25 protein-coding genes are annotated in these 22401 nt (G+C 72.1%); 5 read left to right on the top strand and 20 right to left on the bottom strand.

From position 1 onward, the window contains the following. Positions 1-13: 13 nt before the first annotated feature. Positions 14-685, top strand: coding sequence for an alpha/beta fold hydrolase (locus NAG42_RS29375; protein WP_250035084.1), 672 nt, complete (start codon positions 14-16; stop codon positions 683-685). Between the two features lie 20 nt (positions 686-705). Next, entirely contained in the window at positions 706-1605 is a 900-nt protein-coding gene (locus NAG42_RS29370; RefSeq protein WP_250035083.1) for a helix-turn-helix transcriptional regulator, read from the top strand. On the opposite strand, the gene NAG42_RS29365 is transcribed toward NAG42_RS29370, so the two are convergent. From NAG42_RS29365 to clsA, 16 genes are all read right to left on the bottom strand, one after another. Further along, positions 1565-2353, bottom strand: a complete 789-nt coding sequence (locus tag NAG42_RS29365; protein WP_250035082.1) for a GNAT family N-acetyltransferase — start codon at positions 2351-2353, stop codon at positions 1565-1567. The genes NAG42_RS29370 and NAG42_RS29365 overlap by 41 nt on opposite strands. Before the next feature lie 187 nt (positions 2354-2540). After that, positions 2541-3989 carry an MATE family efflux transporter gene (locus tag NAG42_RS29360; protein WP_250035081.1) on the bottom strand — a complete coding sequence of 483 codons (1449 nt, stop codon included), beginning with the start codon at positions 3987-3989 and terminating at the stop codon, positions 2541-2543. Between the two features lie 432 nt (positions 3990-4421). Further along, positions 4422-4862, bottom strand: a complete 441-nt coding sequence (locus NAG42_RS29355) for a MarR family winged helix-turn-helix transcriptional regulator (protein WP_250035080.1) — start codon at positions 4860-4862, stop codon at positions 4422-4424. A gap of 44 nt (positions 4863-4906) precedes the next feature. After that, positions 4907-6268 carry an aKG-HExxH-type peptide beta-hydroxylase gene (locus NAG42_RS29350; RefSeq protein WP_250035112.1) on the bottom strand — a complete coding sequence of 454 codons (1362 nt, stop codon included), beginning with the start codon at positions 6266-6268 and terminating at the stop codon, positions 4907-4909. Between the two features lie 47 nt (positions 6269-6315). Then, on the bottom strand, positions 6316-6525 hold the full coding sequence (locus NAG42_RS29345) for a hypothetical protein (RefSeq protein WP_250035079.1): 210 nt from the start codon (positions 6523-6525) through the stop codon (positions 6316-6318). A 10-nt stretch (positions 6526-6535) separates the two neighbouring features. Continuing rightward, complete coding sequence (locus NAG42_RS29340; protein WP_250035078.1) at positions 6536-7297, bottom strand: transglutaminase-like domain-containing protein; 762 nt, start codon at positions 7295-7297, stop codon at positions 6536-6538. Between the two features lie 33 nt (positions 7298-7330). Then, positions 7331-7939: a class I SAM-dependent methyltransferase gene (locus NAG42_RS29335; protein WP_250035077.1), complete on the bottom strand. Its 609-nt coding sequence runs from the start codon at positions 7937-7939 to the stop codon at positions 7331-7333. Positions 7940-8008: 69 nt separating this feature from the next. Further along, complete coding sequence (locus tag NAG42_RS29330; protein WP_250035076.1) at positions 8009-8569, bottom strand: MerR family transcriptional regulator; 561 nt, start codon at positions 8567-8569, stop codon at positions 8009-8011. Positions 8570-8698: 129 nt separating this feature from the next. Then, a complete protein-coding gene (locus NAG42_RS29325; RefSeq protein WP_221377409.1) occupies positions 8699-9163 on the bottom strand; it encodes a bifunctional nuclease family protein in 465 nt (154 codons plus the stop codon). A 122-nt stretch (positions 9164-9285) separates the two neighbouring features. Further along, entirely contained in the window at positions 9286-9954 is a 669-nt protein-coding gene (ftsR, locus tag NAG42_RS29320) for a transcriptional regulator FtsR (RefSeq protein WP_250035075.1), read from the bottom strand. Between the two features lie 74 nt (positions 9955-10028). Continuing rightward, positions 10029-10475 carry an oxoglutarate dehydrogenase inhibitor Odhl gene (gene odhI / locus NAG42_RS29315; RefSeq protein WP_202994510.1) on the bottom strand — a complete coding sequence of 149 codons (447 nt, stop codon included), beginning with the start codon at positions 10473-10475 and terminating at the stop codon, positions 10029-10031. A 193-nt stretch (positions 10476-10668) separates the two neighbouring features. Then, positions 10669-11049 (bottom strand): glycine cleavage system protein GcvH, encoded by a 381-nt coding sequence (gene gcvH / locus NAG42_RS29310; RefSeq protein WP_250035074.1) that lies wholly within the window; start codon positions 11047-11049, stop codon positions 10669-10671. 38 nt (positions 11050-11087) lie between these two features. After that, positions 11088-12386, bottom strand: a complete 1299-nt coding sequence (locus NAG42_RS29305) for a DUF881 domain-containing protein (protein WP_250035073.1) — start codon at positions 12384-12386, stop codon at positions 11088-11090. Between the two features lie 15 nt (positions 12387-12401). Continuing rightward, positions 12402-12734, bottom strand: a complete 333-nt coding sequence (locus NAG42_RS29300; protein ID WP_250035072.1) for a small basic family protein — start codon at positions 12732-12734, stop codon at positions 12402-12404. Further along, the gene (locus NAG42_RS29295) at positions 12731-13681 is read right to left on the bottom strand and encodes a DUF881 domain-containing protein (protein ID WP_250035071.1); all 951 of its coding nucleotides are present in this window, start codon (positions 13679-13681) and stop codon (positions 12731-12733) included. Before NAG42_RS29295 ends, NAG42_RS29300 begins: the two co-directional genes overlap by 4 nt. After that, the gene (gene clsA, locus NAG42_RS29290) at positions 13681-14283 is read right to left on the bottom strand and encodes a cardiolipin synthase ClsA (protein WP_250035070.1); all 603 of its coding nucleotides are present in this window, start codon (positions 14281-14283) and stop codon (positions 13681-13683) included. Before clsA ends, NAG42_RS29295 begins: the two co-directional genes overlap by 1 nt. A 285-nt stretch (positions 14284-14568) precedes the next feature. On the opposite strand from clsA, the gene NAG42_RS29285 reads away from it, so the two are divergent. Beyond that, a complete protein-coding gene (locus NAG42_RS29285) occupies positions 14569-15486 on the top strand; it encodes an SDR family oxidoreductase (RefSeq protein WP_250035069.1) in 918 nt (305 codons plus the stop codon). Here NAG42_RS29285 and NAG42_RS29280 read toward each other — a convergent pair. From NAG42_RS29280 to NAG42_RS29265, 4 genes are read right to left on the bottom strand one after another with little or no spacing between them, the layout of a single operon-like run. Further along, positions 15477-16415, bottom strand: coding sequence for a WYL domain-containing protein (locus tag NAG42_RS29280; protein ID WP_284046067.1), 939 nt, complete (start codon positions 16413-16415; stop codon positions 15477-15479). The genes NAG42_RS29285 and NAG42_RS29280 overlap by 10 nt on opposite strands. Positions 16416-16445: 30 nt before the next feature. Beyond that, positions 16446-18398, bottom strand: a complete 1953-nt coding sequence (locus NAG42_RS29275) for a vWA domain-containing protein (protein ID WP_250035067.1) — start codon at positions 18396-18398, stop codon at positions 16446-16448. A gap of 2 nt (positions 18399-18400) precedes the next feature. Beyond that, positions 18401-19819 (bottom strand): sigma 54-interacting transcriptional regulator, encoded by a 1419-nt coding sequence (locus NAG42_RS29270; protein WP_250035066.1) that lies wholly within the window; start codon positions 19817-19819, stop codon positions 18401-18403. A gap of 10 nt (positions 19820-19829) precedes the next feature. Next, on the bottom strand, positions 19830-20408 hold the full coding sequence (locus NAG42_RS29265; protein ID WP_250035064.1) for a TetR family transcriptional regulator: 579 nt from the start codon (positions 20406-20408) through the stop codon (positions 19830-19832). A gap of 103 nt (positions 20409-20511) precedes the next feature. Between NAG42_RS29265 and NAG42_RS29260 the strand changes: the two genes are divergently transcribed. Beyond that, positions 20512-21471, top strand: a complete 960-nt coding sequence (locus NAG42_RS29260) for an aldo/keto reductase (protein WP_250035063.1) — start codon at positions 20512-20514, stop codon at positions 21469-21471. A 69-nt stretch (positions 21472-21540) separates the two neighbouring features. Then, positions 21541-22359, top strand: a complete 819-nt coding sequence (locus NAG42_RS29255) for a PhzF family phenazine biosynthesis protein (RefSeq protein WP_250035062.1) — start codon at positions 21541-21543, stop codon at positions 22357-22359. Positions 22360-22401: the final 42 nt, after the last annotated feature.

Below are 22401 nucleotides of genomic sequence, written 5' to 3'. Positions count from 1 at the left end.
GTAGACATTGCTGATGACCACTTTCGTTCTCGTCCCGGGGGCGTGGCACGGCGGTTGGTGGTATGAGCCGCTCGCCGCCGAGCTGGAGAAGCTGGGACACCGGGCCTACCGCGTCACGCTGGCCGGTCTGTGGCCCGACGACGACCTCACCCGCCGCCCGGTCAACCTGACCTCGCACGTCGAGCAGCAGGACACTCTCGTCGAGGACCTGACGGCGGGCGGCGGCCAGGTCGTGCTGGTCGGTCACAGCTACGGCGGTCAGGTGATCAACGCCGTCGCCGACCGCGCGCCGGCCCGGGTCAGCGCGCTGGTGCACCTCGACTCCGACGTGCTCGAGGACGGCGAGTCGTGCTGGGACGTCACCACCGAGGACAACCGCCGGTACTTCCTCGACTCGGTCGGCGCGGACGGCCTCGGCCTGGCCCCCATGCCGTTCTTCGACGAGCGGGCCAAGCCGCACCCGTTCGCCACACTGCTCGAGAAGACCCGGCTCACCGGCGCCTGGAAGTCGGTGCCGATCAAGCGGTACGCCGCCGCCCTGCGGACCCCGGGCGGTCTGCAGGCACCGGTGTCGATGGACCGCGTGCGCGACGACTCCGGCTGGCACTACGTCGAATGGCCCACGACCCACAACGTCCTGCGCGACGGCCCGGAGCGGGTGCTGGAGCTGTTGCGCGACCTGTGACCGGAGGTAGGGTTCGCGTCGTGCCGCCGGAGACCATCGAGCACAAATACACGCTCGTGTATTTCGGGGACGACACCTTCGCGTACGCCGGGCGCCACCAGCACGAGGGTGAGATGCCGGTGCACACGCACAGCTTCGTCGAGCTGGCGATGGTCACCCGGGGCACCGGCGTGCACCACAGCCTCAACGGCCGGCATCCGCTGCGGGCCGGCGACATCGTGCTGCTGCGGCCGGGTGTCTGGCACGGGTACGAGCAGTGCCGGGGCCTGGAGGTTTACAACTTCTGCTTCTCGGCCGAGCTGCTGCGCCGCGAGCTGGCCTGGACCCGCGACGACCCGCTGCTCGGGCACCTGTTGTGGACCGGGCCGTACGCCGAACGGCGGCGCGGCATCCTGGCCATGCACCTGCCGGTGGACGACCGCGGGGCGTACGCCGGGCATCTCGACGCCATCGCCGAGCTGCGCCGGCGCCCGCAGCACCGCCATCGCACCGACCTGATCGCCCAGGTCATGCTGGCGCTGGGCTGTGTGGCGCGCCGGCTCGACAGCGACTCGAGCCCCGAGCCGATGCACCCGGCAGTGGCCGAGGTGATGCGCCGCATCGAGGCCGACCCGGCCCGCACCTGGACCCTGGCCGACCTGGGCGACGGGCTGCATCTGGCCCCGGGCTACCTGGTCCGGGTCTTCAAGTCGGTCACCGGGCTGCCGCCGATGGCCTTCCTGTCCCGCCACCGGGTCGAGCTGGCGGCCGAGATGCTGCTGCACACCGACCGCACCGTCGGGGCGATCGCCGAGCGGGTCGGCTGGCCCGACCAGAACTACTTCGCCCGCCGGTTCCGGGCCCACTACGGGCTGACCGCCACCGAATACCGCACCCGCTTCACCCGGGCGATCGAGATCGGAAGCTGGCGCTCACGGTGAACGGTGTGCCGGGGCCGGTGACCGGGTCGGGGCTGCGGATCTCGCCCGCGTGGTGCATGCCGAGGCGCTCCATGACGGCCCGCGAGCGGACGTTGTGCCGGACCGTGCAGGAGACCACGGCCCGGACGTCGAGCACCTCGAACGCGTACGCCAGGGAAGCGCGACCGATCTCGGTCGCGTAACCACGGCCGTGGAACGCCCCGCGCACGGCCCAGCCGACCTCGACCCAGGCGGCGTGGGCGGCGAACGGCCGGCGGACCGGGTGCTCGGCCCGGGTCCAGGGCTCGGCCGGCAGGAAGGCGTAGAGCTGCGCCCAGTCGTCGTCCACGGGCGTCCGTGACAGGCCGCCGCGGCCGACGACCTCGCCGGTCCCCCGGTCGTAGGCGATCCACTTGTGCACGCCGTGGAGCCGCCACGACTCCCCCATCGCGTGGGCCGTCCGGTCCACCTGGTCGGCGGTCGGCTTCGTGCGGCCGTACCAGGGCCAGACCGCGTCGTCCGTGAGCACCAGCGCCAGATCCCGGGCGTTGCCCGGCCCGGCCGGTTCGAGCCGCAGCCGCTCGGTCATCCGGCGCTGCCCCCTCGCGCCGTCCGGCCCGCTCATCTGGCGCTGCCCGCTCGCGCCGTCCGGCCCGCTCATCCGGCGCGGCCCGCTCGCGCCGTCCGGCCCGCTCATCTCGCGCGGCCCGCTCGCGCCGTCCGGCCCGCTCATCTCGCGCGGCCCACTGGCGCCGTCCGGCTCGCGCATCCGGCGCTGCTCCGCTCGGGTCGTCCGGCAGGCCGGCTTCGCCTGCGGCGGCGGCGAGGCTGTCCGGCAGGCCTGCTTCGCCTGCGGCGGCGAGGCTGTCCAGCGCCGCTCGCGGTCGGATCGGGCACTCCGGAAGCGTAAGAGCCCGGCGTGGTGAATTCCACGCCGGGCTCGAACGCCGGACCGGTCAGGCCGCGGCCTCCTCAAGGACCTGCTCGGCCCGCTCGGGACTGCCCTCGGCCAGGCCGCGGTCGATGGCCGGGCGGGCGGCCAGCCACATGCCGGCGCCGATGAGGAAGACCAGGCCCTCGGTGACGGTCAGCGCCCAGATGATGCCGGGGAGGCCGAACATCTGGTTGCCGAGCAGCACGATCGGGATGAACAGGATGCCTTGGGCCATCGACATCACGATCGCCGGCCGGGCGCGGCCGGTCGCCTGGAACAGCGAGGTGATCAGGCCGGCGAAGCCGTTGGCCACCGTCGCCACGAGCTGGGCGGCCAGGATCGTGACCCCGATTGTGAGCACCGACGCGTCCGCCGAGAACGCCGTCAGCACCTGCTCGCGGAAGAGGAACAGTGCCCCGCCGAGCACGAGCATGACGCCGCCGACCGTGATCGCCGAGGCCCGCAAGGCCGCGTTGAGGCGGGCGCGGTCCCCCTTGCCGTACGCGTAGGCCAGCAGCGGCAGCACACCCAGCGTCACCCCCATGATGAGGAACTCGGGCACCTGGGCAATGCGGACCGCGACGCCCATGGCGGCCAGCGGGCCGTCGCCGTAGCCGGCCGCGAGGTTGTTGAGCACCAGCACGGTGACGATCATGAAGGCGGACTGGAGCAGCTCGCCGACCCCCACGCCGAAGACCGGCTTGACCACGTCGGCGCGCAGGGTGAACCAGCGCGGCGCCAGGCTCACGTGCTCGCTGTTGCGCTGCAACCAGAAGGCGAAGTAGGCGACCGTCACCAGGTTGGCCAGGCCGGTGCCGAGCGCGGCGCCGGCGACACCCTGGTGCAGGACGAGGATGAACACGACGTCGAAAACGACGTTGGCCACCGTGGAGAGGATGAGCCCGTTCATGGCCTGGCGGGCGGCCCCCTCGGCCCGGACGATCTGCTCGAGGCAGAACGCCGCGGCCAGCACGGGCACGAAGGCCAGCATCACGGCGACGTACTCGCGGGTCGCCGGTGCGGCGGCGGTGTCCGCGCCGAGCAGCGTCACCAGTGGGTGCAGCAGGAGCAGTCCGGCCCCGCCGACCACGGCCCCGGCGACCGCCGAGCCCCAGACCGCGAAGGCCGAGACGTGCTTGATCCCGGCGGCCCGGGCCGGAACGTGCTCGGCCGCACCGAGCAGCCGGGAGATGAGCGCGCCGCCGCCGACCCCGAAGACGCCGCCGACCGCCATGACGAGGCCGAGCAAAGGTGTGCCGAACGTGATGGCGGCGAGCAGCGCGGTGTCGTGCTGCGAGCCGATGAAGCCGGCGTTGATGACGTTGTAGACCGCGCCGACGATCATCGCGGCGGCCATCGGCACGCACAGGTGCACGAGGGCGCGGGCGATCGGGGCGGTGGAGAGGTACCAGCGGTTGCGGCCGGCGGCGGCGGCCGGGGCGGCGGCGGATTCGTGCGGTGCGGCGGTCATGGCAACCTCTTTCGAGAAGCTGGAGGGCGGGTCCGGGCGCGCGGCGACACAAGCTGTCGCGTCGGGTGCTGGGGCAGGACCAAGCGCGGCGCGTCCGGTGATGGGGCAGGACCAAGCGCGGCGGCACAGGCCAGAGCCTTCGGTGATGCGACAGGACCAAGCGCAGCGGCACAGGCCAGAGCGTTCGATGCTGGGGCAGGGGTAAGCACGCGGCGGCGTGGGCCGGCGCGTCCGGTTCGGGGCTCGTCAGCACGCGGCGGCGTGGGCCGGCGCGTCCGCTTCGGGGCTCGTCAGCACGCGGCGGCGTAGGCCGGCGCGTCCGGTTCGGGGCAGGACCGAGCGCGCGGCGGCGTGGGCCGGCGCGTTCAGTTCTCGGGCGGGTGGGATCGCGCGGCGGCTGATGCCGTCGCGGGAGAAGTGGTGCGGGGTTGGCTAGTCGCGGCTGGGTTGGGGCAGTTCCGCGGTGATCTTGGTCAGCAGGGCGTGCAGGGTGGCCCGCTCGGTCGCGTCGAGCGGGGCCAGGATCGTCTCGTCGGCCGCTGCCATCGCCTCGGCGAAGCCGGCCACGAGCTGCTCACCGGCCGGCGTCGCGAACACCCGCTTCACGCGCTCGTTGCCGGGCTCGGTCCGGCGCTCGATCAGCCCGCGGCGCTCGAGCCCCTGCAGCAGGCTCGAGACGCTGGCCGCGCTGGTGCGGGTCATCTGCGCGATGTCGCGCTGGATCGCGCCGGGCTGCTGCCCCAGGTAGCCGAGCACGAAGCTCTGCTCGAAGCTGAGCTCGCGCGCCCGCACCCAGTCCTCGGCGGCCTTGCGCTGGGCCCAGCCGACCCAGCGCAGCAGTTCGAGGGAAGTCGTGAGCTTCGGTGCGTCCATGGTCAGAACTCTAACTGTTAGAGCCCTAAACGTCAAGGTTCTAACTAGCCCCACGTGGCCACGGTGTCGGCCATCCGTCCCACGAACCGGGAACCGGCCGCCGTGAGCCGGTCGCCGGCGCGCAACGCGTCGATGGCGCGGACCGTCCAGTCACGATGCCGGCGGAACAGGATGTCGCCGTCCCGGGCCCCGCGCTCGGCTCGGTGCCGCCAGACGTCGGCCACCGCCAGCTGCGCGTACGCCCCCCGGAGCACCGCCTCGACCGGGAGCGGGCCGGACCGCCAGCCGACCGGCAGCCGCTGCGCCACGGCGTGCTGGGGCACCAGATCGATCAGGTCGAGGACCGCCCCCAGCTTGGTGTGCTGGAACTCGTGCACCAGCAGCACGGCCACCACCGCCGGGTCGTCGGTGCGGGTCAGCCCGAGCGCGCCGAACGCGTGCCGCGAGGTGGCGCCGCGCGGCGTGCCGTCGGGCGCCGGGGTGAGCGGCACGATCGCCCGCAGCCCCTTGCGCAGCCCGTCGACCTGCCCGGGAGCGTCGGTCACCAGGTGCGACCAGGCCCGGCCGAGCATCTCCGACCAGCCGCCGGCCGCCTCCGGGTCGAGCCGTCCGGCCGCGGCGTGCGGCACGCTCTCCCGGTAGGGGTCGGCGTCCTCGATCAGGATCCGCACGCCGTCGAGGGTGACCCACCGCGCGGCGTGCCAGCCGCCGGCTGTGCCGGGCACCCGGGCCCGGCCGCCCGGCCAGCGCAGCGTGAAGGAGGAGGGCCCGGCCACCACCGTCACCTCGGGGGCCGGGGCGGCGAAGAACCCGATCGTCGGCAGGTGGATGCGCCCGCCGTGGGCGCGGACCGGCACGTCGAGCTCGAGGCCCGCCCGCACGGCCACGGCCGCCGCGATCGCCGCCGCCCAGTCCGGATCGCAGTCGGCGCCACCGGCGAGACAACTCACCGCCCACGACCGGACGAACGGGTGCCGCAGCACCTCGTCGAAGACCTCGGGCGCCCGCCGCTCAAGCTCGGCCAGCACCTGCGCACCGGCCGCCGTCTCACCCGCGACCTCGCCGACCAGCGCCCGGTTGACGGCGAGCTCGGCGTCGGCCAGCAGGGCTATCGTGGCGGCGTCGCCGAAGCCGCCGGCGAGCCCGTCGAAAGCGTCCGCCGGCAGCGCGCCGAGATCGCCCGCGACCGGGCCCGGGTGCTCGTCGACCGCGATGTCACACCTCCGCGCGGTCCCGCGATCGCTCGAGCCGGACGATGCGCCGGACGATGATGGCCGAGGCGGCGCGCTCGATCCGGTCGATCGGGCTGCGGCGAGCCTCGTCGAGCGGACGGACGGCGGCTTTTCTCGCGGTCGGCAGCGGCACGGCGTAACCCCCAGATCCCCGGTCGAGGCACCTGGAAGCATAGACAACACGCAATGGTCATGTCACTGGCACGCTGCGTGAATGAACCTCAGTGGCGGCTGGTGCCCAGCACCCGGAAGACCGAGGTCTGCTCGAGGACCCGGGGCTCCTCGACATCGCCGTCGCAGAGCAGGGCCACCGGCTGGCGCGGCAGACCGGAGATCTTGTCCGGCATCCAGCCCACGACCAGCCAGATCTTGTCCTCGGCCGGCCGGGCGCCCGGCTCGCGCAGATAGAGCGGATAGTGCTGCGGAATCACATCTGCGACGCTACAGCTTCTCCACCCTCCCCCGGCGGACGTTGAGAACTTCCGCCGGGACGACGACTGACTCCTCCCCGGCGGCGATCCGGTCGATCAAGGCCACATCGACCTCGTCGTCCGGCCCCGGCATCGGCTCCCAGACGTCCCACGGCAACGCCACGGCCCCGGCCGTCGCGGCCCGGTCCCGGATCACGTTGCCGGCGATGAACCACTCCCCCGCCATCCGGGCCGGTGGGTGCCCGAACAGCGACGGATCGGCCCCACCGCCACGCACGAGCCGCCACGCGTCCGGCCCCGGCAGGAACTGGTCGCGCGGAACGTCGAGCGGGTCGAAGGTGACCCCCAGGGCCGCGCACTGGAGGGCGTCGAGCTGCGCGTCGACCAGCTTGCCGCCGACCTCGACCACCCAGTGGTCGTCGAAGCGACCGGGCGTGAAGTAGGCACCGAAGCCACACCGGGCGCGGGCCTCGAAGCCGTGCGCCCGCAGCAGCGCGACCGTGACGACGGTGAAGCTGCGGCACATGGTGGCCACCCGGTCGCCGGGTTCCCGGGCCTCGCCGAGCGGCCGGTCACCGGCCGCGTCCAGCAGTTCCTCGGTTCGCCGCAGGTTCGCCGTGCCGGGGTCGGCGACCTCGACGCCGTACCGGGCGGCCCAGCCCTCATGCAGAAGCAGTCCCTGCACCGTGCCGACGATCGAGGCCAGGTCACCGGGCAGGCCGGCCACCGCGCTCGCGTGGCGGCCGAGATCCGTCATCGTTGATGTCGTCATGCCCTCAGGCTCGCGGCTGACACCGTGTGAGGGTCAAGCCCGGCGGCGCACCTTGACCGTGTTGTCGGTGCGCTGGTGGGTCACGCCGTCGATGACGTGCTCGCGCGGGTGGACCTCGGCCAGCAGCACCTCCCAGCCCTCGTCCAGGTGCAGCCGCTCGATCACCTCGTCGGGGCCGGGCAGCTCGGGGGCGTTCTCGTGCTCGGGGCGGTGCACCGGGCCGGTGTCCAGGTGCCCCTCGATCAGCAGGATGCCGCCCGGAGCCACCGCGGCCGCGGCCTTGCGCAGGATGCTCTCCCGGTCGAACTCGCCCCAGAAGTGCAGGAACTGGGCGCTGACCAGGTCGTAGCGGCCCTCGGGGAAGTCGGTCAGCAGGTCGCGCTTCTGCCAGTCGACGGTCACGCCCGCGTCGTCGGCGTGCTGCTGGGCCCGGGCCAGTGCCACCCCGGAGATGTCGGCCGCGGTGACCTGCCAGCCCCGCCGGGCCAGCCAGATCGCGTCGCCGCCCTCGCCACACCCCAGGTCGAGCGCGCGACCGGGCGGCAGGTCGCCGGCCTCCCGCGCCAGCACCACATTAGGGTTGCCGCTCCAGATCCGGGCCTTCTCGCTGTACCGGGTGTCCCAAGCCTGTTCGTCACTCATGCGCCCAGCCTGCGGCACACCGCAGCCAACGCCAACCGAACTTGCCGGATCAGCAAACGCGGCGGCGGGTCAGCCGGCGCGGCGGCGGGCCCGGCGTGCGGCCAGCTCGTCGCCGGCGGCGGGCTCGGGTTCGGTGCCCGTGCCGACCGGCACCGGGCCACCCGCGGGCTCCGCGGGCAGGTGGGACAGGGAACCCTGGATCTCCTTGAAGGCGCCGCCGATGGCGATGCCGAACACGCCCTGACCGCCCTGGAGCAGATCGACGACCTCCTCCGGCGACCGGCACTCGTAGACCGTGGTGCCGTCGGAGATCAGCGTGATGCCGGCCAGGTCCTCGACGCCGCGCGATCGCAGCGTCTCGATGGCCCGGCGGATGTTCTGCAGCGACACGCCCGCGTCGAGCAAGCGCTTCACGACCTTGAGCACGACCAGGTCACGGAACGAGTAGAGCCGCTGGGTGCCCGAACCGGAGGCGTCCCGGATGCTCGGGATCACCAGTGTCGTCCGCGCCCAGTAGTCGAGCTGGCGGTAGCTGATGCCGACCGCCTGGCATGCCGTGACCCCGCGATAACCGACCGATCCGTCCTCGCCGACGAGGGGCCCATCTTGTTCAAGAGGCTGCTCGTGCACGCGACCACCTCCCCGCTGCGCGGTGCCGCCGCTTCACCTGGACTTCACGAGCGTATATCTCAGCGCCCGCGGAAACAGAGAAGTAACCGAGCGACACGCCGCGCGAGAGCGAGGTGGTTGTCGATCAAGTCAGCCGGCGAAATCCTCGGGACGCACCTGGTCGAGGAACTCGCGGAACTTCTCGACCTCGTCCTCCTGCTCGTCGGGGATGACGATGCCGGCCTCGGTCAGCACCTGCTCGGCGCAGCGGATCGGCGCACCGACCCGCAGAGCCAGCGCGATCGAGTCGCTCGGGCGCGCCGACACCCGGACGTCCTCGCCGATCAGCAGATCGGCGTAGAAGACGTTGTCCTTGAGCTCGGTGATCTCGACCGCGGTCAGCGGCGCCTCGAGCGCCGTCAGGATGTCGCGCAGGAGATCGTGGGTCAGCGGCCGGGCCGGCTTGACACCCTGCTGCTCATAGGCGATCGCCGTCGCCTCGACGGCGCCGATCCAGATCGGCAGATAGCGATCGCCATCCACCTCTCGCAGCAGGACGATCGGCTGGTTGCTCGGCAGCTCCACCCGAACTCCGACCACGCTCAGCTCGCGCACAGCCCCGCCTCCGTGTCGTTGTCGCGCCGCCCCGCACGGCTGCCCCTCACCTGCACGTTACACGCCTGCCGTCCGTATCCGACGGGTGCGGCATACCCCTGGAAAGCCTAGGCGAATCAGCCTCAACGACCGAGTTCGCCGCGCAGTCCGGCCCGGACCAAAGCGGCGTGCAGACGCTGCGAGAGTGCCTGCAGATCACGGGCTGTCTCGTTGGCCCGGGCCCGTGCGGCCGGGTCGCTCTGACGCACCAGCGGCGCCAGCAACTGGGTGAACAGGCCGACCTCACGGTCGGAGGCAGCCCGGAAACCGCGCAGGTGGCGCAACTCCAGGCCGTACTTGGTCAGACCGACGACGGCCTCGACGATGATCACGGCGTCGCCGTCATACCAGCCCGGGGGCCGCGCGGTCACCAGGCCCATCCGCTCGAGTTCGTCGAGCAGCTCGGCGGTGACGCCCGTGCGTTCCATCACATCCTCCCGGGGGACCCGGGTGTCGGACGGATCGGCGGCCCTCTCGGCGCCCACCGCGACCAGGGCCGGGCGGCTGGGCGCCACCGGCTCGGACTCCATCTGCTCCAACTGCTCGCGGATCACCCGCAGCGGCAGGTACTGATCGCGTTGCGCGGTCAGCACGAAACGCAGCCGCGCGATGTCGTTCCACGAGTACTTGCGATACCCGGAGGCGGTGCGCTGGGGATCGACCAGCCCCTCCGCCTCCAGGAACCGCAACTTGGAGATCGTCGTGTCGGGGAACTCGGTGCGCAGGTGGGCCAGCACCTCCCCGATGCTCATCAGCGCAGCCTCACGCTGACCCTGAGGACGCGAGGCCCCCGGGTCGCGTGCGGCCGCCCCCGACGAATTCACTGCTAGCTGCCCTCTCCCTCGGGCCGCGGGCCGGCGATGAAGACCAGCCGGAACTTGCCGATCTGCACCTCGTCACCGTTGCTGAGGGTGGCCGCCTCGACCCGCTCGCGGTTGACATACGTGCCGTTCAGCGAGCCCACGTCGCGCACCGTGAAGGTGCCGCCGTCGCGGTGGAACTCGGCGTGCCGGCGGGACACCGTCACGTCGTCGAGGAAGATGTCGCTGTCGGGATGCCGTCCACTGGTCGTCACGTCGTGATCCAGCAGGAAGCGGGCTCCCGCGTTGGGACCCCGGCGCACCACCAGCAGCGCCATCCCGGGCGGGAGCGAACCGGACATGCGGCTCGGCACCACGTCGGTGTCGGGACCCTCGAGGACCTCGTCGAGGGCTCCGAGGTTCAGCGTGGACGTGACGTCGAGTGGGGGGAACTCGTCGTCTGGGCGCGTCATGGACCACCTCACGGATCAGTTGGTCGTCGCCTCGCGGCACGGGTCTCCCCCGCCGCAGCCGGAAGGCTTGGACGCACGACTATCGGTTTCAAAGGCATAACATTCGTTGTGCCCCGCGAGCCTAGTCAGCGCCAATATCGCGGGGCAACCGGACGCGCTGACTTCCGTCAACCCGGCCCGGGACAGCTTCGGCTCAGCTCTCCGTCAGAGCTTTGTAAGCCTCGGCGTCGAGCAGCTGCGTTATCGCCGCGGAATCGGCGGGCGCGATTTCCACCAGCCAGCCCGCCGCATAGGGCTCGGCGTTGATCAGCTCGGGCTCGTCGGTCAGCGAGGCGTTCTTGGCGACCACCGTGCCCGAGATCGGCGCGTACAGCTCGGACACGCTCTTGGTCGACTCGACCTCGCCGAACGTCTCGCCCGCGGTCACCTCGGTGCCCTCGTCGGGCAGGTCCACGAAGACGATGTCGCCGAGTGCGTCCTGCGCGAAGTGGGTGATGCCCACCCGCACGGGCCCGCTGCCGTCTCCGGCCACCCACTCGTGCTCAGCCGTGTACCGCAGGTCCTCAGGAATCACGCGTTCTCTCCCGTTATCACGAATCCCCGCCGCCCCTTTCAGGACGCCGGCCGTGCGTATTGCAATGTGGTCGCATCACGGACCGCGGTCACTTCGACCAAGGTCCGTTGTTCCAACGTCACGCTACCGCCGCCGCTGTTCACCGACGCCACCACCCCGCCGGGGATCTGCAGCGCCGTCTGCATGACCTGCGGCACCCCGATCACGGTCATCGTGTAGGGCCCGGTCAACCGTTGCCCATCGACGATCACCCCGCCGCCCTCGGCGTCCACGAAATAACTGGACGCGACGATCCGGACGGCCTTGTTCTCAGCCCCGGCGATCTGCATGACCTCACCCCCGGCCCCGCGCAGCTCCTGCACGGTGTTGAGGATCGCCGACGCCTTCACCCCGTTGATCACGATCCGCAGACCCGGCCCGCGCCCGGCCACCGTGCCGGCCAGCAGACCCAGCTCGTCGGCGCGCTTCTCGGCCTCGGCCAGCGCGGCCTGCCGCCCGGCCACACCCGAGGTGAGCTGACGCTGGCTGGTCTCCAGCGCGCTGATCTCGCTCTGCAGCCGGCTGTCCCGAGCCTCGAGGTCGCTGAGGATGCGCACCAGGTCCTCCTGGCGGGCGCTGGCCAGACCGTCGGCCCCGTCGTTGTTGCGCAGCTGCACCACCAGGGTGAACCCGAACAGCGCCAGCAGCACCAGGATCAGCAGCCCGGCCGGACTGGCCGGACGCTTGCCCAGCAACCGCAAGAACCCCGCGCCGACTTTCGACGGCGGATTCGGCGGCGGCTCTTCTTTTCGTACGAGTTCTGGTGTGACCGCCTCGCTCGGAGCGGAGTCGACGGGCGCAGCCGGGTCCGCAGCACCCACCGCCGGTGCAGTTCCGTCCGCCGAGCCCGGCGCTGTCACCGGATCGGGTGACGACATGGACAGCCGCCGCGTCGGCCCGTCGAGATCCACCGTCTTCGGTTCCAGCAGCGCCCGCCGCGACGTCTCCACCGTCGGCCCGTCGTCGCCCCCGCCCAGCAGCTGGGTGGCCTCGCCCGGATCGCTCGCCGCCGGGACCGGCCGGCTGCTCAACAGCTGGGTGGCCTCGCCGGGGTCGCTCGCCGGGACCGGGCGGCTGCTCAGCAACCGAGTGGCCTCGCCGGGGTCGCTCGCTGCCGGGACCGGGCGGCTGCTCAACAGCCGAGTCGATTCGCCGGGGTCGGTGCCCGCCGGGGCGGGACGGCCGCCGCCTAGCAGCTGGGTGACCTCGTCGGCCTCGTTCTCGACCGGCGCCGGCTTGCGGCCCGCCGTGGGCATGCCCTGCTCGGGGTCGCCCTCGTGCTCCTGCTTGTCAGTCATCGGTCCCTCACCCGCTCACGCCCGGAACAGGTGCCGGCGGATCGCCGCCACATTGCCGAAGATACGCACGCCTAGGACGACCACCACGCCGGTGGACAGCTGGGTGCCCACCCCGAGCTGGTCCCCCAGATAGACGATCAGTGCCGCGACCAGCACGTTCGAGATGAACGAGACCACGAACTGCTTGTCGTCGAAGATGCCGTCGAGCTTGGCCCGCACCCCGCCGAACACCGCGTCCAGCGCCGCCACCACCGCGATCGGCAGGTAGGGCGCCAGTTCCGGCGGCACCGTGGGGTGGAACCAGATGCCCAGGGCGACACCGGCGATCAGGGCGAGAACGGCGATCATCGGCCGCCTTCCGACGATGAGCGGGGCGAACCGGCCGGCGTGGGCGCCGAACCGGAGACGATGGTGGCGGGTGCCGACGGCGGCGTGGACGGCTGCGCGACCCGCAGCTTGAGCTCGGTCGCGGCCTCCAACCGCAGGTCGTCGGCGGCCCGGGCGTCGAACGACATGCCGTACTTGGCCGAGAGCTGCTCGAAGAACCGGCCCGCGTAGCCGTCGCGGAAGTCCTGGGCGAGGTCGTCCGGGCCGATCGCCACCACTTCGTACGGGGTGGTGACCGGGCTCAGGTCGACCAGGATCGCCTCGCCGGCCTGCCGGATCGTCGACGTGGCGGTCAGCCGCTGCCCGTTGACCGCGATCGCCTCGGCCCCCAGCGACCACAGCGCGTTCGCGGCCAGCTGCAGGTCGGAGTCCTTGACCCGGGCCACCAGGTTGCGCTCCCCGGTGACCGCGTTGATCGGGGTCGGCCCGTCCCCCACGGTGATCCGCGCGCCCGAGCCGGTCACCGGGGCCAGACCCGTGGCGGCCTCGGTGTCGCGCAGTTTCCTGGCCGCCTGGCCGCCGAGCTCGCGCTCGCGCAGCTGGGACACCTCGTCGGCCAGCCCGTCGGCCCGCCGCTGCAGGGTGCTGGTGGTGTCGCGGCGCTTCTCGACCTGGTCGATCAGCTCGGCCCGGGCAGTGGTGCGGGCCGGCTCCTCGGCGACGGTCTGCTGATAGGCGACGACGAGCAGGAAGCCGAGCACCACGAGCGCGACCGCCAGGCTGCCGCTGGCCACGGCCTTGCGGGCGCCGGTCGGCTCGCCGTCGCTCAGCTTGCGGGCGGCCGCGTCGGCATAGCCGGCGTCGAGCGGGTTGCGGAACAGCTCGGTCAGGAAGTCGGCGGGGTAGACCCGTTTCGGGGGCTGCCCCTCCTCGGCGCGGTCGACGGGCGCGTCGGGAGGAACACTCATCAGGCCGCCGCCCGGCGGGCCCGCAGGAGCTGGCCGGTCTGCAGCAGATAGAGGACGCCGGCCGCCCAGTAGAGCCCGAGCGCCCACCAGGCCAGCCCCCAGCCGAGCGGCCCGGCCCACGAGTCGATCGACGGCACGGCCCGGGCCAGCAGGATCACCGGGAACGCCGCGAGCAGCACGAACGTGCCGGTCTTGCCGACGTAGTGGACGGGCGGCGGTCCGTACCCGTTGCGCCGCAGCACCACCAGCGCGATGGCCAGCACCAGCTCGCGCAGCAGCAGGGCACCGGTCAACCAGTACGGAACCACGCCGCGCACGGTGAAGCCGATCAGCGTGGCCAGGATGTAGAGCCGGTCGGCGAACGGGTCGAGCAGCTCACCGAGCCGGCTCACCGAGTTCATCCGCCGGGCCACGAAGCCGTCGACCCAGTCGGTGGTGCCGCCGACGGCCAGCACGATCACCGCCGCGACGTCGTGCTGCGGGCCCAGCAGCAGATAGAGGAAGAGCGGCACGCCGAGCAGCCGGATGAAGCTGATGACGTTGGGAATCGTCCAGATCCGGTTGGACGGGGCGGAGAGGGACGGCGCAGGCTGCTGCGACATCACGACTTCCTCTCCCCCTGCGGTGCCGGATGCCCCGGCGACACCCCGGCGAGCGCACGGCCCTGCCCGGATGCAAACGTCCCCCGACGCCCGGACCCCCCGACCGGCCACTCGCCGAGCAACTATAACGAGCTTCAGAATCCTCGTCGCGAACCAGTCACGTGTCGCACATTCCGTACGCCGTCCTAGGAACCTAGTTCATTGCCTGACCCCGCTGCGCGGCGGTCCGGAGATCGCTGGAAAAGGTGCCATCGGCTGTCAGGTTTTGTCGTGAGCATGGGTCGCATGACGAAGCAGACGATGAACGGCAAGGTGGCGCTCGTCGCCGGAGCCACCCGCGGGGCCGGACGGCAGATCGCGGTGCAACTCGGCGCGGCCGGCGCCACGGTCTACGCCACCGGGCGCAGCACCCGGGACCGGCGCTCCGAGATGAACCGGCCCGAGACGATCGAGGAAACCGCCGAGCTGGTCACCGCGGCCGGCGGCCGGGGCATCGCGGTGGCCGTGGACCATCTCGTGCCGGAGCAGGTCGACCGGCTCGTCCGGCGCATCGACGACGAGCAGGGCCGGCTGGACGTGCTGGTCAACGACGTCTGGGGCGGCGACCCGCTGGCCACCTGGCATCAGCCGGTGTGGGAGCAGCCGCTGGACAAGGGCTTCCGGCTGCTGCGGCTGGCCGTCGACACCCACATCGTCACCAGCCACTACGCGATGCCGTTGCTGATCCGCCGGCCGGGCGGTCTGGTGATCGAGGTGGGCGACGGCACGACGGCCTACAACGAGACCAACTACCGCCTGTCCGTGTTCTACGACCTGGCCAAGGTCAGCGTCAACCGGCTGGCGTTCGCGTGGTCCCAGGATCTGGCCCCGCACCAGGGAACCGCCGTGGCGCTGACGCCGGGGTGGCTGCGCTCCGAGATGATGCTCGACAACTTCGGCGTCACCGAGGACAACTGGCACGACGCCACCGCCCAGGAGCCGCACTTCGCGATCTCGGAGTCCCCCGCGTACGTCGGCCGGGCCGTCGCCGCCCTGGCCGGTGACCCCGGCCGGGCCCGCTGGAACGGCAAGTCCGTCTCCAGCGGCGAGCTCGCCCAGGTGTACGGCTTCACCGACCTCGACGGCAGCCGGCCGGACGCCTGGCGTTACCTGGTCGAGGTGCAGGACCCGGGCCGGCCGGCCGACGTGACCGGTTACCGGTAGAGCTGGGCCGTCCGCGCGGCCGCCTCGCCCAGCCGGGCCCGCAACGACGGCGGTTCGAGCACCTCGACCTCGGGGCCGAGCCGCATCATGTAGGTGTAGGCCACGTCGAGCGACTCGACCGGGAGCCGGGTCCGGACCCAGCCCTCCGGATCCGGCTCGCCGGCCTCGGCCTGAGCCTGCTCCGCGGCCACCGGCTCGACGGCGAACCGCAGAAGCCGTACGCCGTCGGGTGACAGCCGGATCGTGATCGTCTCGCGCAGCATCTGCCGGACGAACGCGACCGCCCGCTGCGCCCAGAACGACGGCAGGTCGAACCCGGGGTCGCGGGTGAAGGTGGCGCCGGTCGGCTCGACCGCGGTGATCCGGTCGACGCGGTAGGAGCGCAGATCCTCCTTCACCCGGCCGACCAGATACCAGGTCCCGTTCTTCAGGACCAGGCCGTACGGCGCGACCGTGCGCGTCACCTCGTCGCGGCGCCGGTAGGTCATCGTCAGTTCGTGGTCCTGCCACACCGCCTGAGCCAGCGACACCAGCAGGGGTGGGGTCTGCGGGTCGTGGAACCAGCCCGGCGCGTCCAGGTGGAACCGCTGCCCGGCCACCGAGGACGCGTCCCGCAGTCCGGGTGGCAGCGCCGCCAGCACTTTGAGCCGGGCCGCCCGCACCGGCTCGCCGAGCCCCATGTCGGCCGCCGGCCCCGGCAGCCCGGCCAGGAACAACGCCTCCGCCTCGGCCCGGGACAGGCCGGTCAGCCGGGTGCGGTAGCCGTCGACCAGGTGGTAGCCGCCGGTGCGGCCTTGCGACGCGTAGACCGGCACGCCGGCCGACGACAGCTCGACGACGTCGCGATAGACGGTGCGCTCCGAGACCTCGAGCTCGGCGGCCAGCTCGGCCGCGGTCATCGTGCCGCGCGACTGCAGCAGCAGAACCAGGTTGATGAGTCGCGCGGCACGAATGACTGATCAGCGCCCGCGCCGGGCCCGCACGTAGTCGTCCACCACGTAACGGCCCAGCTCGTCGGCGTCCGGGCTGAACACCCGGCCGCCGTTGCGCTCGGCCACCGCGGCCACGAACCGCTGCAGACCGTCGTCCTCGCCCAGCATGAAGAAGTTGAGCGTGGCCCCGGCCCGGGTCAGGTGGTCGACCTCGTGGATCGTGGCCCGGATCGTCTCGGGCAGCGGCGGCCACCAGAACGTCGCCTCGCCGTCGGGCTCGAGGTGGGCTGTCGGCTCGCCGTCGGTCACCACCAGCACCACCGGCTCGGCCCCCGGGTGCCGGCGCAGGTGCCGGCCGGCCAGCTTGAGCGCGTGCTGCAGGTTGGTGCCCTTCTCGGCGGTCGGGTCGATCGCGGCCAGCTGCCCCTGGGACAGCGCGTTCGCATACTTGCCGAAGCCGATGATCTGCAGCGAATCCTGCGGGAACTGGGTCGCGACCAGGTGCGAGAGCGCCAGGGCGGTCTGTTTCATCGGGCCCCAGCGCCCGTCGGCGTACATCGAGTAGGACAGGTCGACGCAGAGCGCGACCGCCGCCGACGCGCGCCGCTCGGTCTCGGCCACCTCGAAGTCGTCGGGCTCGAGCCGCACGGGCAGGACACCCACCCCGCCGCCCGCGGCCTGCCGCCGGACCGCGTTGCCGATCGTGCGTACGACGTCGAGCGGCTGCTCGTCGCCGAACTCCCAGCGCCGCGACGACCCGATCAGGTCACCGGCCGCACCGGCGTCGCGCAGGTCGTGCTGACCCTGCTTGCGGCCCGACAGGTCCTCGAAGACCTGGGCCAGGGCCGTGCGCCCGAGCCGGCGCAACGCCTTCGGCGAGAGCGTCAGCCCTTCCGCGTCGCGGGTGACCCACCCCTGGCGGGCCAGCTCCCGTTCGAGCTCCCGCAGCCGGCGTACGTCGTCGGCCGCTCCCCGGCCCAGCTGACGCTCGACCATCTCGACGTCCACGTCGTCGAGCGTGGCCCCCGGATGCTCCTGACCGAGCTGATCGAGCAACTCGTCGAGCTCGCCGATCTCGCCCAGGGCGGCCGCCGCGTCGCCGTAGCCCAGATCCTCCGGGCCGCGCATGCGCTCGCCCCGGCCCCAGTTGAGCTGGGGTCGCAGCGCCCGCAGGTTGTCGGTCAGCTCGCCCAATTGACCGCGCAGCGGGCCCTCGCCCAGCGCTTGGTCCATCAGCCGGGACAGCTCCTCCTGCTGCTGCGGGCTCAGTGACCGCATAAGCCGCTCGGCCGCCGCTGCCCGCCGGGCCAGCGAGTCGATCAGCTCCTCGACGTCTTTCGGGTTCTCCGGGAAGAACTGGCCGTGTTTGGCCATGAACTGCTGGAACGCGTCGGCGGTGTCCTCGCCGCGGGCGTGCTTGGACAGCAGGTCGTTGAGGTCGGACACCATCTCGGCCACGCCGTCGAGGTCGCCCTGCTCGAGCGCCTGTTTCATGCCGGCGAACCGCTGCTCGACCACCTCGCGGCGCAACCCGTCGAGGATCTGCTGGTAGAGCTGCTGGGCCTCGGCCGACGCCCAGCTGTAGTCGGACAGCTCCTCGACCGCCCGCGACGTCGACCGCGGCAGGTTGTCGAGCACGGCCTCGTTGAACCGGGCCGTGTCGTCGTCGCGCCGGGTCAGCTCGTCGCGCTCGGCCGCGATCGCCTGGTCGAGCAGCTGCTGGGCCCGGGTCACCGCGCCGTCGAGGTTGCCCCGGCGCAGCGCCTCGCGACGCATCCGCCGGGCCCGGTCGCGCAGCTCGTCGAGCCCCCGGCCCTCCTGCGGGCCCCGCCGCACGAGGTCGCGCAGCACGTCCCGCAGGCTGTCGCCGGCCAGCACCCGCTCACCGACCTCGTCGACGGCCGCCCGCACGTCGTACGGCGGCGCGAGCGGGTCGGGCCCGTCGCGCCAGGCGCCATATCTGAACCGTCCCCCGGCCACGTCTAGCTCCCGTAGAGCGTGCGGCCGTCGTCGGTGAGCTCCTTGGCCAGGCGTCTGGTCAGGTGGAGCCCCTCGAGCACGAACTCGATGGCCGACGCCGCCTGCCCCGGCGAGGGCGCGTCGCCCAGGCCGAGCCGGTCGAGCACCTTGGCCAGCCCCGGCACGGTGCCGATCTGGCCCAGCAGCTCGTCCGCGCTGACCAGGTCACCGGTCTCGATGATGGCGCCCTCGGCCACCAGATCGGTGAACCCGGACAGGTCGAGCCCGGACAGCCGGTCGCGGAACGTCTCGGCGGTGGCCACCCGCAGCAGGTGGGCGAGCACCTCGGTCTCGCGCCCCTCCTCGCCGCTCTCGAACTCGACCTTGCCGCGCAGCGTGGACGTCACCGACACGGTGTCGCAGATGCGCGCCACGGCCTCGCGCTCCTGCCGCAGACCGCTGCGCCGCAGGGCCGAGGCGGCCGTGGTCTCGGCCGCGGCGATCGCGAACCGGGCCGAGATGCCCGAGCGCGCGTCGACCGCGGGCGACTCGCGCACCGCGCGGGTGTAACGGGCCAGCACGTCGATCAGGTGGTCGGGCACGGCGGCGACCAGAGCCGCCTCCTGCCGCACCAGGGCGGTCTCGAGCGACAGGTCGACCGGGTAGTGGGTCCGGATCTCGGCGCCGAACCGGTCCTTGAGCGGCGTGATGATGCGGCCGCGGTTGGTGTAGTCCTCCGGGTTGGCCGAGGCCACCAGCAGCAGGTCGAGCGGCAGCCGCAGCTGGTAGCCGCGGACCTGGATGTCGCGCTCCTCGAGCACGTTGAGCAGCGACACCTGGATGCGCTCGGCCAGGTCGGGCAGCTCGTTGACCGCGAAGATGCCCCGGTTGGTGCGCGGCACCAGCCCGAAGTGGATCGTGTCGGGGTCACCCAGCGACCGGCCCTCGGCCACCTTGATCGGATCGACGTCGCCGATCAGGTCGCCCACGCTCGTGTCGGGGGTGGCCAGCTTCTCGCCATACCGCTCGGAGCGGTGCAGCCACCCGATCGGCAGCAGGTCGCCGGTCTCGTCGACCAGCCGCCGGGAGGCCGGGGTGAGCGGGTGATAGGGGTGCTCGTGCAGCTCGGAGCCGGTGATCACCGGCGTCCACTCGTCGAGCAGGTCGATCAGCCCGCGGATGAGCCGGGTCTTGCCCTGGCCTCGCTCGCCCAGCAGGACCATGTCGTGACCGGCCAGCAGGGCCCGCTCGACCTCGGGCAGGACGGTGTCGTCGTAGCCCACGATGCCGGGGAAGCGCGGCTCGCCGGAGCGCAGCCGGGAAAGCAGGTTGTCGCGCAGCTCTTCCTTGACGGTGCGGAACTCGTGGCCCGAGGCCCGGAGCTCGCCCAGGGTGCGCGGAAGGTCGGTTGGGGGTGTGATCGCGGTTGGAGCATCAGTCACCGCAAGAACGCTACTCCGCCCCTGTGACAATCGGCCGCCGCTCGCTCGCCGGGAAGAGCCGCTGCACCGCGGCGACGACCGCGGCCCGGCGCTCGGCCGGGAAGTCGTGGCCCGGCGTCACCCCGGACTGACCGGCCCAGGCCATGGCGATCTGGTTGACGAACATCAGGATGTCGACGGCGTCCCAGCCGTCGTCCAGCTGCCCGTTCTCCTGCGCCTTCCGCAGAGTCTCGATCTTGCGGCCCATCGAGACGCGCAGGGGGTTGTCGACGGGGTCGTCGGCGGGCAGTTCGAGCTGACCCCACATCATCAGGCGGTAGCGCTCGGGGTGCGTCGTGAAGTAGTCGTAGACGCGTCCCGCGTACTCCGGGAGGTCGGCCGGATCGAGGCGGGTGGCCTCGGCGATCGCTGTCAGCTCCTGGGCCGCGACGTGCCGGTAGAGCGCCTCCTTGCCCCGGTGGTACGCGTAGATGCGCTCCTTGCTGGTGCGGGCCTGTTTGGCGATCCGCTCGACGCGGGCGCCGGCGATGCCGTACCGGGCGAACTCGGCCGTGGCCGCGGCAACGATGCGGTCCTCGGTGTCGTTCATCGGTCCAGAATAGCCAACCGAACCGTTCGGTTTGGCATCGGCTCGGTCCCTGAGCTACGTTCGAACCGAACCGTTTGGTTTGACACTTTGTCGGGAGACACCTATGGAACAGCGCACTCTCGGTCAGCAGGGCCTGACCGTCTCCGCCCTCGGCTACGGCGCTATGGGCATCAACCTCGCGTACGGTCCCGGCGACGAGCGGGAAGGGGTGGCCGCGATCCGGCGGGCCCACGACCTCGGGGTCACCTTCTTCGACACCGCCGAGCTGTACGGCTGGGGCGAGAACGAGAAGGTGGTGGGCCGGGCGGTCAAGGACTTCCGGGACGAGGTGATCATCGCCACCAAGTTCGGTTTCACCCCCGACTACGGCTTCGACAGCCGCCCCGGGCACATCCGCGAGGTGACCGACAACAGCCTGCGCCACCTCGGGGTGGACACGATCGACGTGCTCTATCAGCACCGGGTCGACCCGGCGGTCCCGATCGAGGACGTGGCGGGCACGGTCAAGGAGCTCATCGACGCCGGCAAGGTGAAGTATTTCGGGCTGAGCGAGGCCGGCCCCGAGACCATCCGCAAGGCGCACGCCGTGCAGCCAGTGTCGGTGCTGCAGACCGAGTACTCGTTGTTCGAGCGCGACGTCGAACAGCTCTTCCCGCTGCTGCACGAGCTGCGGATCGGCTTCGTGGCGTACTCACCGCTGGGGCGCGGCTTCCTCACCGGCGCCGCGAAACCGTCCGGCGCGTACGACGAGAGCGACATGCGCCGCCACGACCCGAGGTGGCAGCCCGGCAACTACGAGAAGAATCTCGACGCCGTACGGAAGCTCGGGGAACTCGCCGACGGCAAGGGCGCCACCGTCTCGCAGCTCGCCCTGGCCTGGCTGCTGACCCGGGACCACACCGTGCCGATCCCGGGCACCCGCAGCGTCAGCCGGGTCGAGGAAAATGTCGCCGCGGTGGACCTGAAGCTCACCCCGGCCGACCTGGCGGCCATCGCAGAGATCCTGCCGTCCGGCGGAGTGGGCGCCCGCTATGCCGGCGGCATGACCCCCACCTGGGTGTGACGTGCAGCGCGTCCAGGGCGGCCGAGGTGGCTCTGGCGCGCCGCCGGGGTCGGGCGGCAGGCTGACGGCATGACTCACGTGGAGAGGTACACGGCTTTCAGCGACGACCCCGCCGGCGGCAACCCGGCGGGCGTGGTCCGCGACGCTGGTGGCCTGGACGACGGCACCATGCTGAAGATCGCGGCCGAGGTCGGCTATTCGGAGACGGCGTTCGTGACCCGCGACCTCGGGGACGGGCGGTTCCGGGTGCGCTACTTCAGTCCGCTGGCCGAGATCCCGTTCTGCGGCCACGCCACGGTGGCCACGGCGGTGGCGCTCGGACCGGGCGACTACATCTTCACGACGAACGCGGGCGACGTGCCGGTGACGGTGGGCGACGACGGACGGGCGACGCTGACCAGCGTGGCGCCGACGATCGACGAACTGCCGGCCGGGACGTTGGCGGCGCTGCTGACGGCGCTGCGGTGGGAGGCGGACGATCTCGACCCGGCACTTCCGCCGCAGGTGGCCTACGCCGGGGCGTACCACCCGATCATCGCGGCGCGCTCGCGGGAGCGGTTGAGCCGGCTGGATTACCGGTTCGACGCCCTGAAGGAACTGATGGAGGCGCGCGGCTGGACGACTGTCCAGCTGGTGTATCGGGACGGGCCGGACAGCTTCGACGTCCGTGACCCGTTCCCGGTCGGCGGGGTGGTGGAGGATCCGGCTACGGGAGCGGCGGCTGCCGCTCTCGGCGGGTATCTCCGGGCTTTGCGTCTGGTGCCGGTGGACGCGACCCTGCATCTGCGCCAAGGGGACGACTTGGGGCGGCCGAGCCGGTTGACGGTTTCCCTGGTGCCGGGCGAGCCCGGGGTGCGGGTCAGTGGGGCGGCTGTTCCACTGTCCTGACTCGTTCGGGGTGGCGACAAGTCTGTGGTCGCGAGAGGTCAC

The organism is Paractinoplanes maris (genome assembly GCF_023544465.1).
GTDB classification, from domain to species: domain Bacteria; phylum Actinomycetota; class Actinomycetes; order Mycobacteriales; family Micromonosporaceae; genus Actinoplanes; species Actinoplanes maris.
This window is presented reverse-complemented; position numbering and strand designations above follow the sequence as displayed.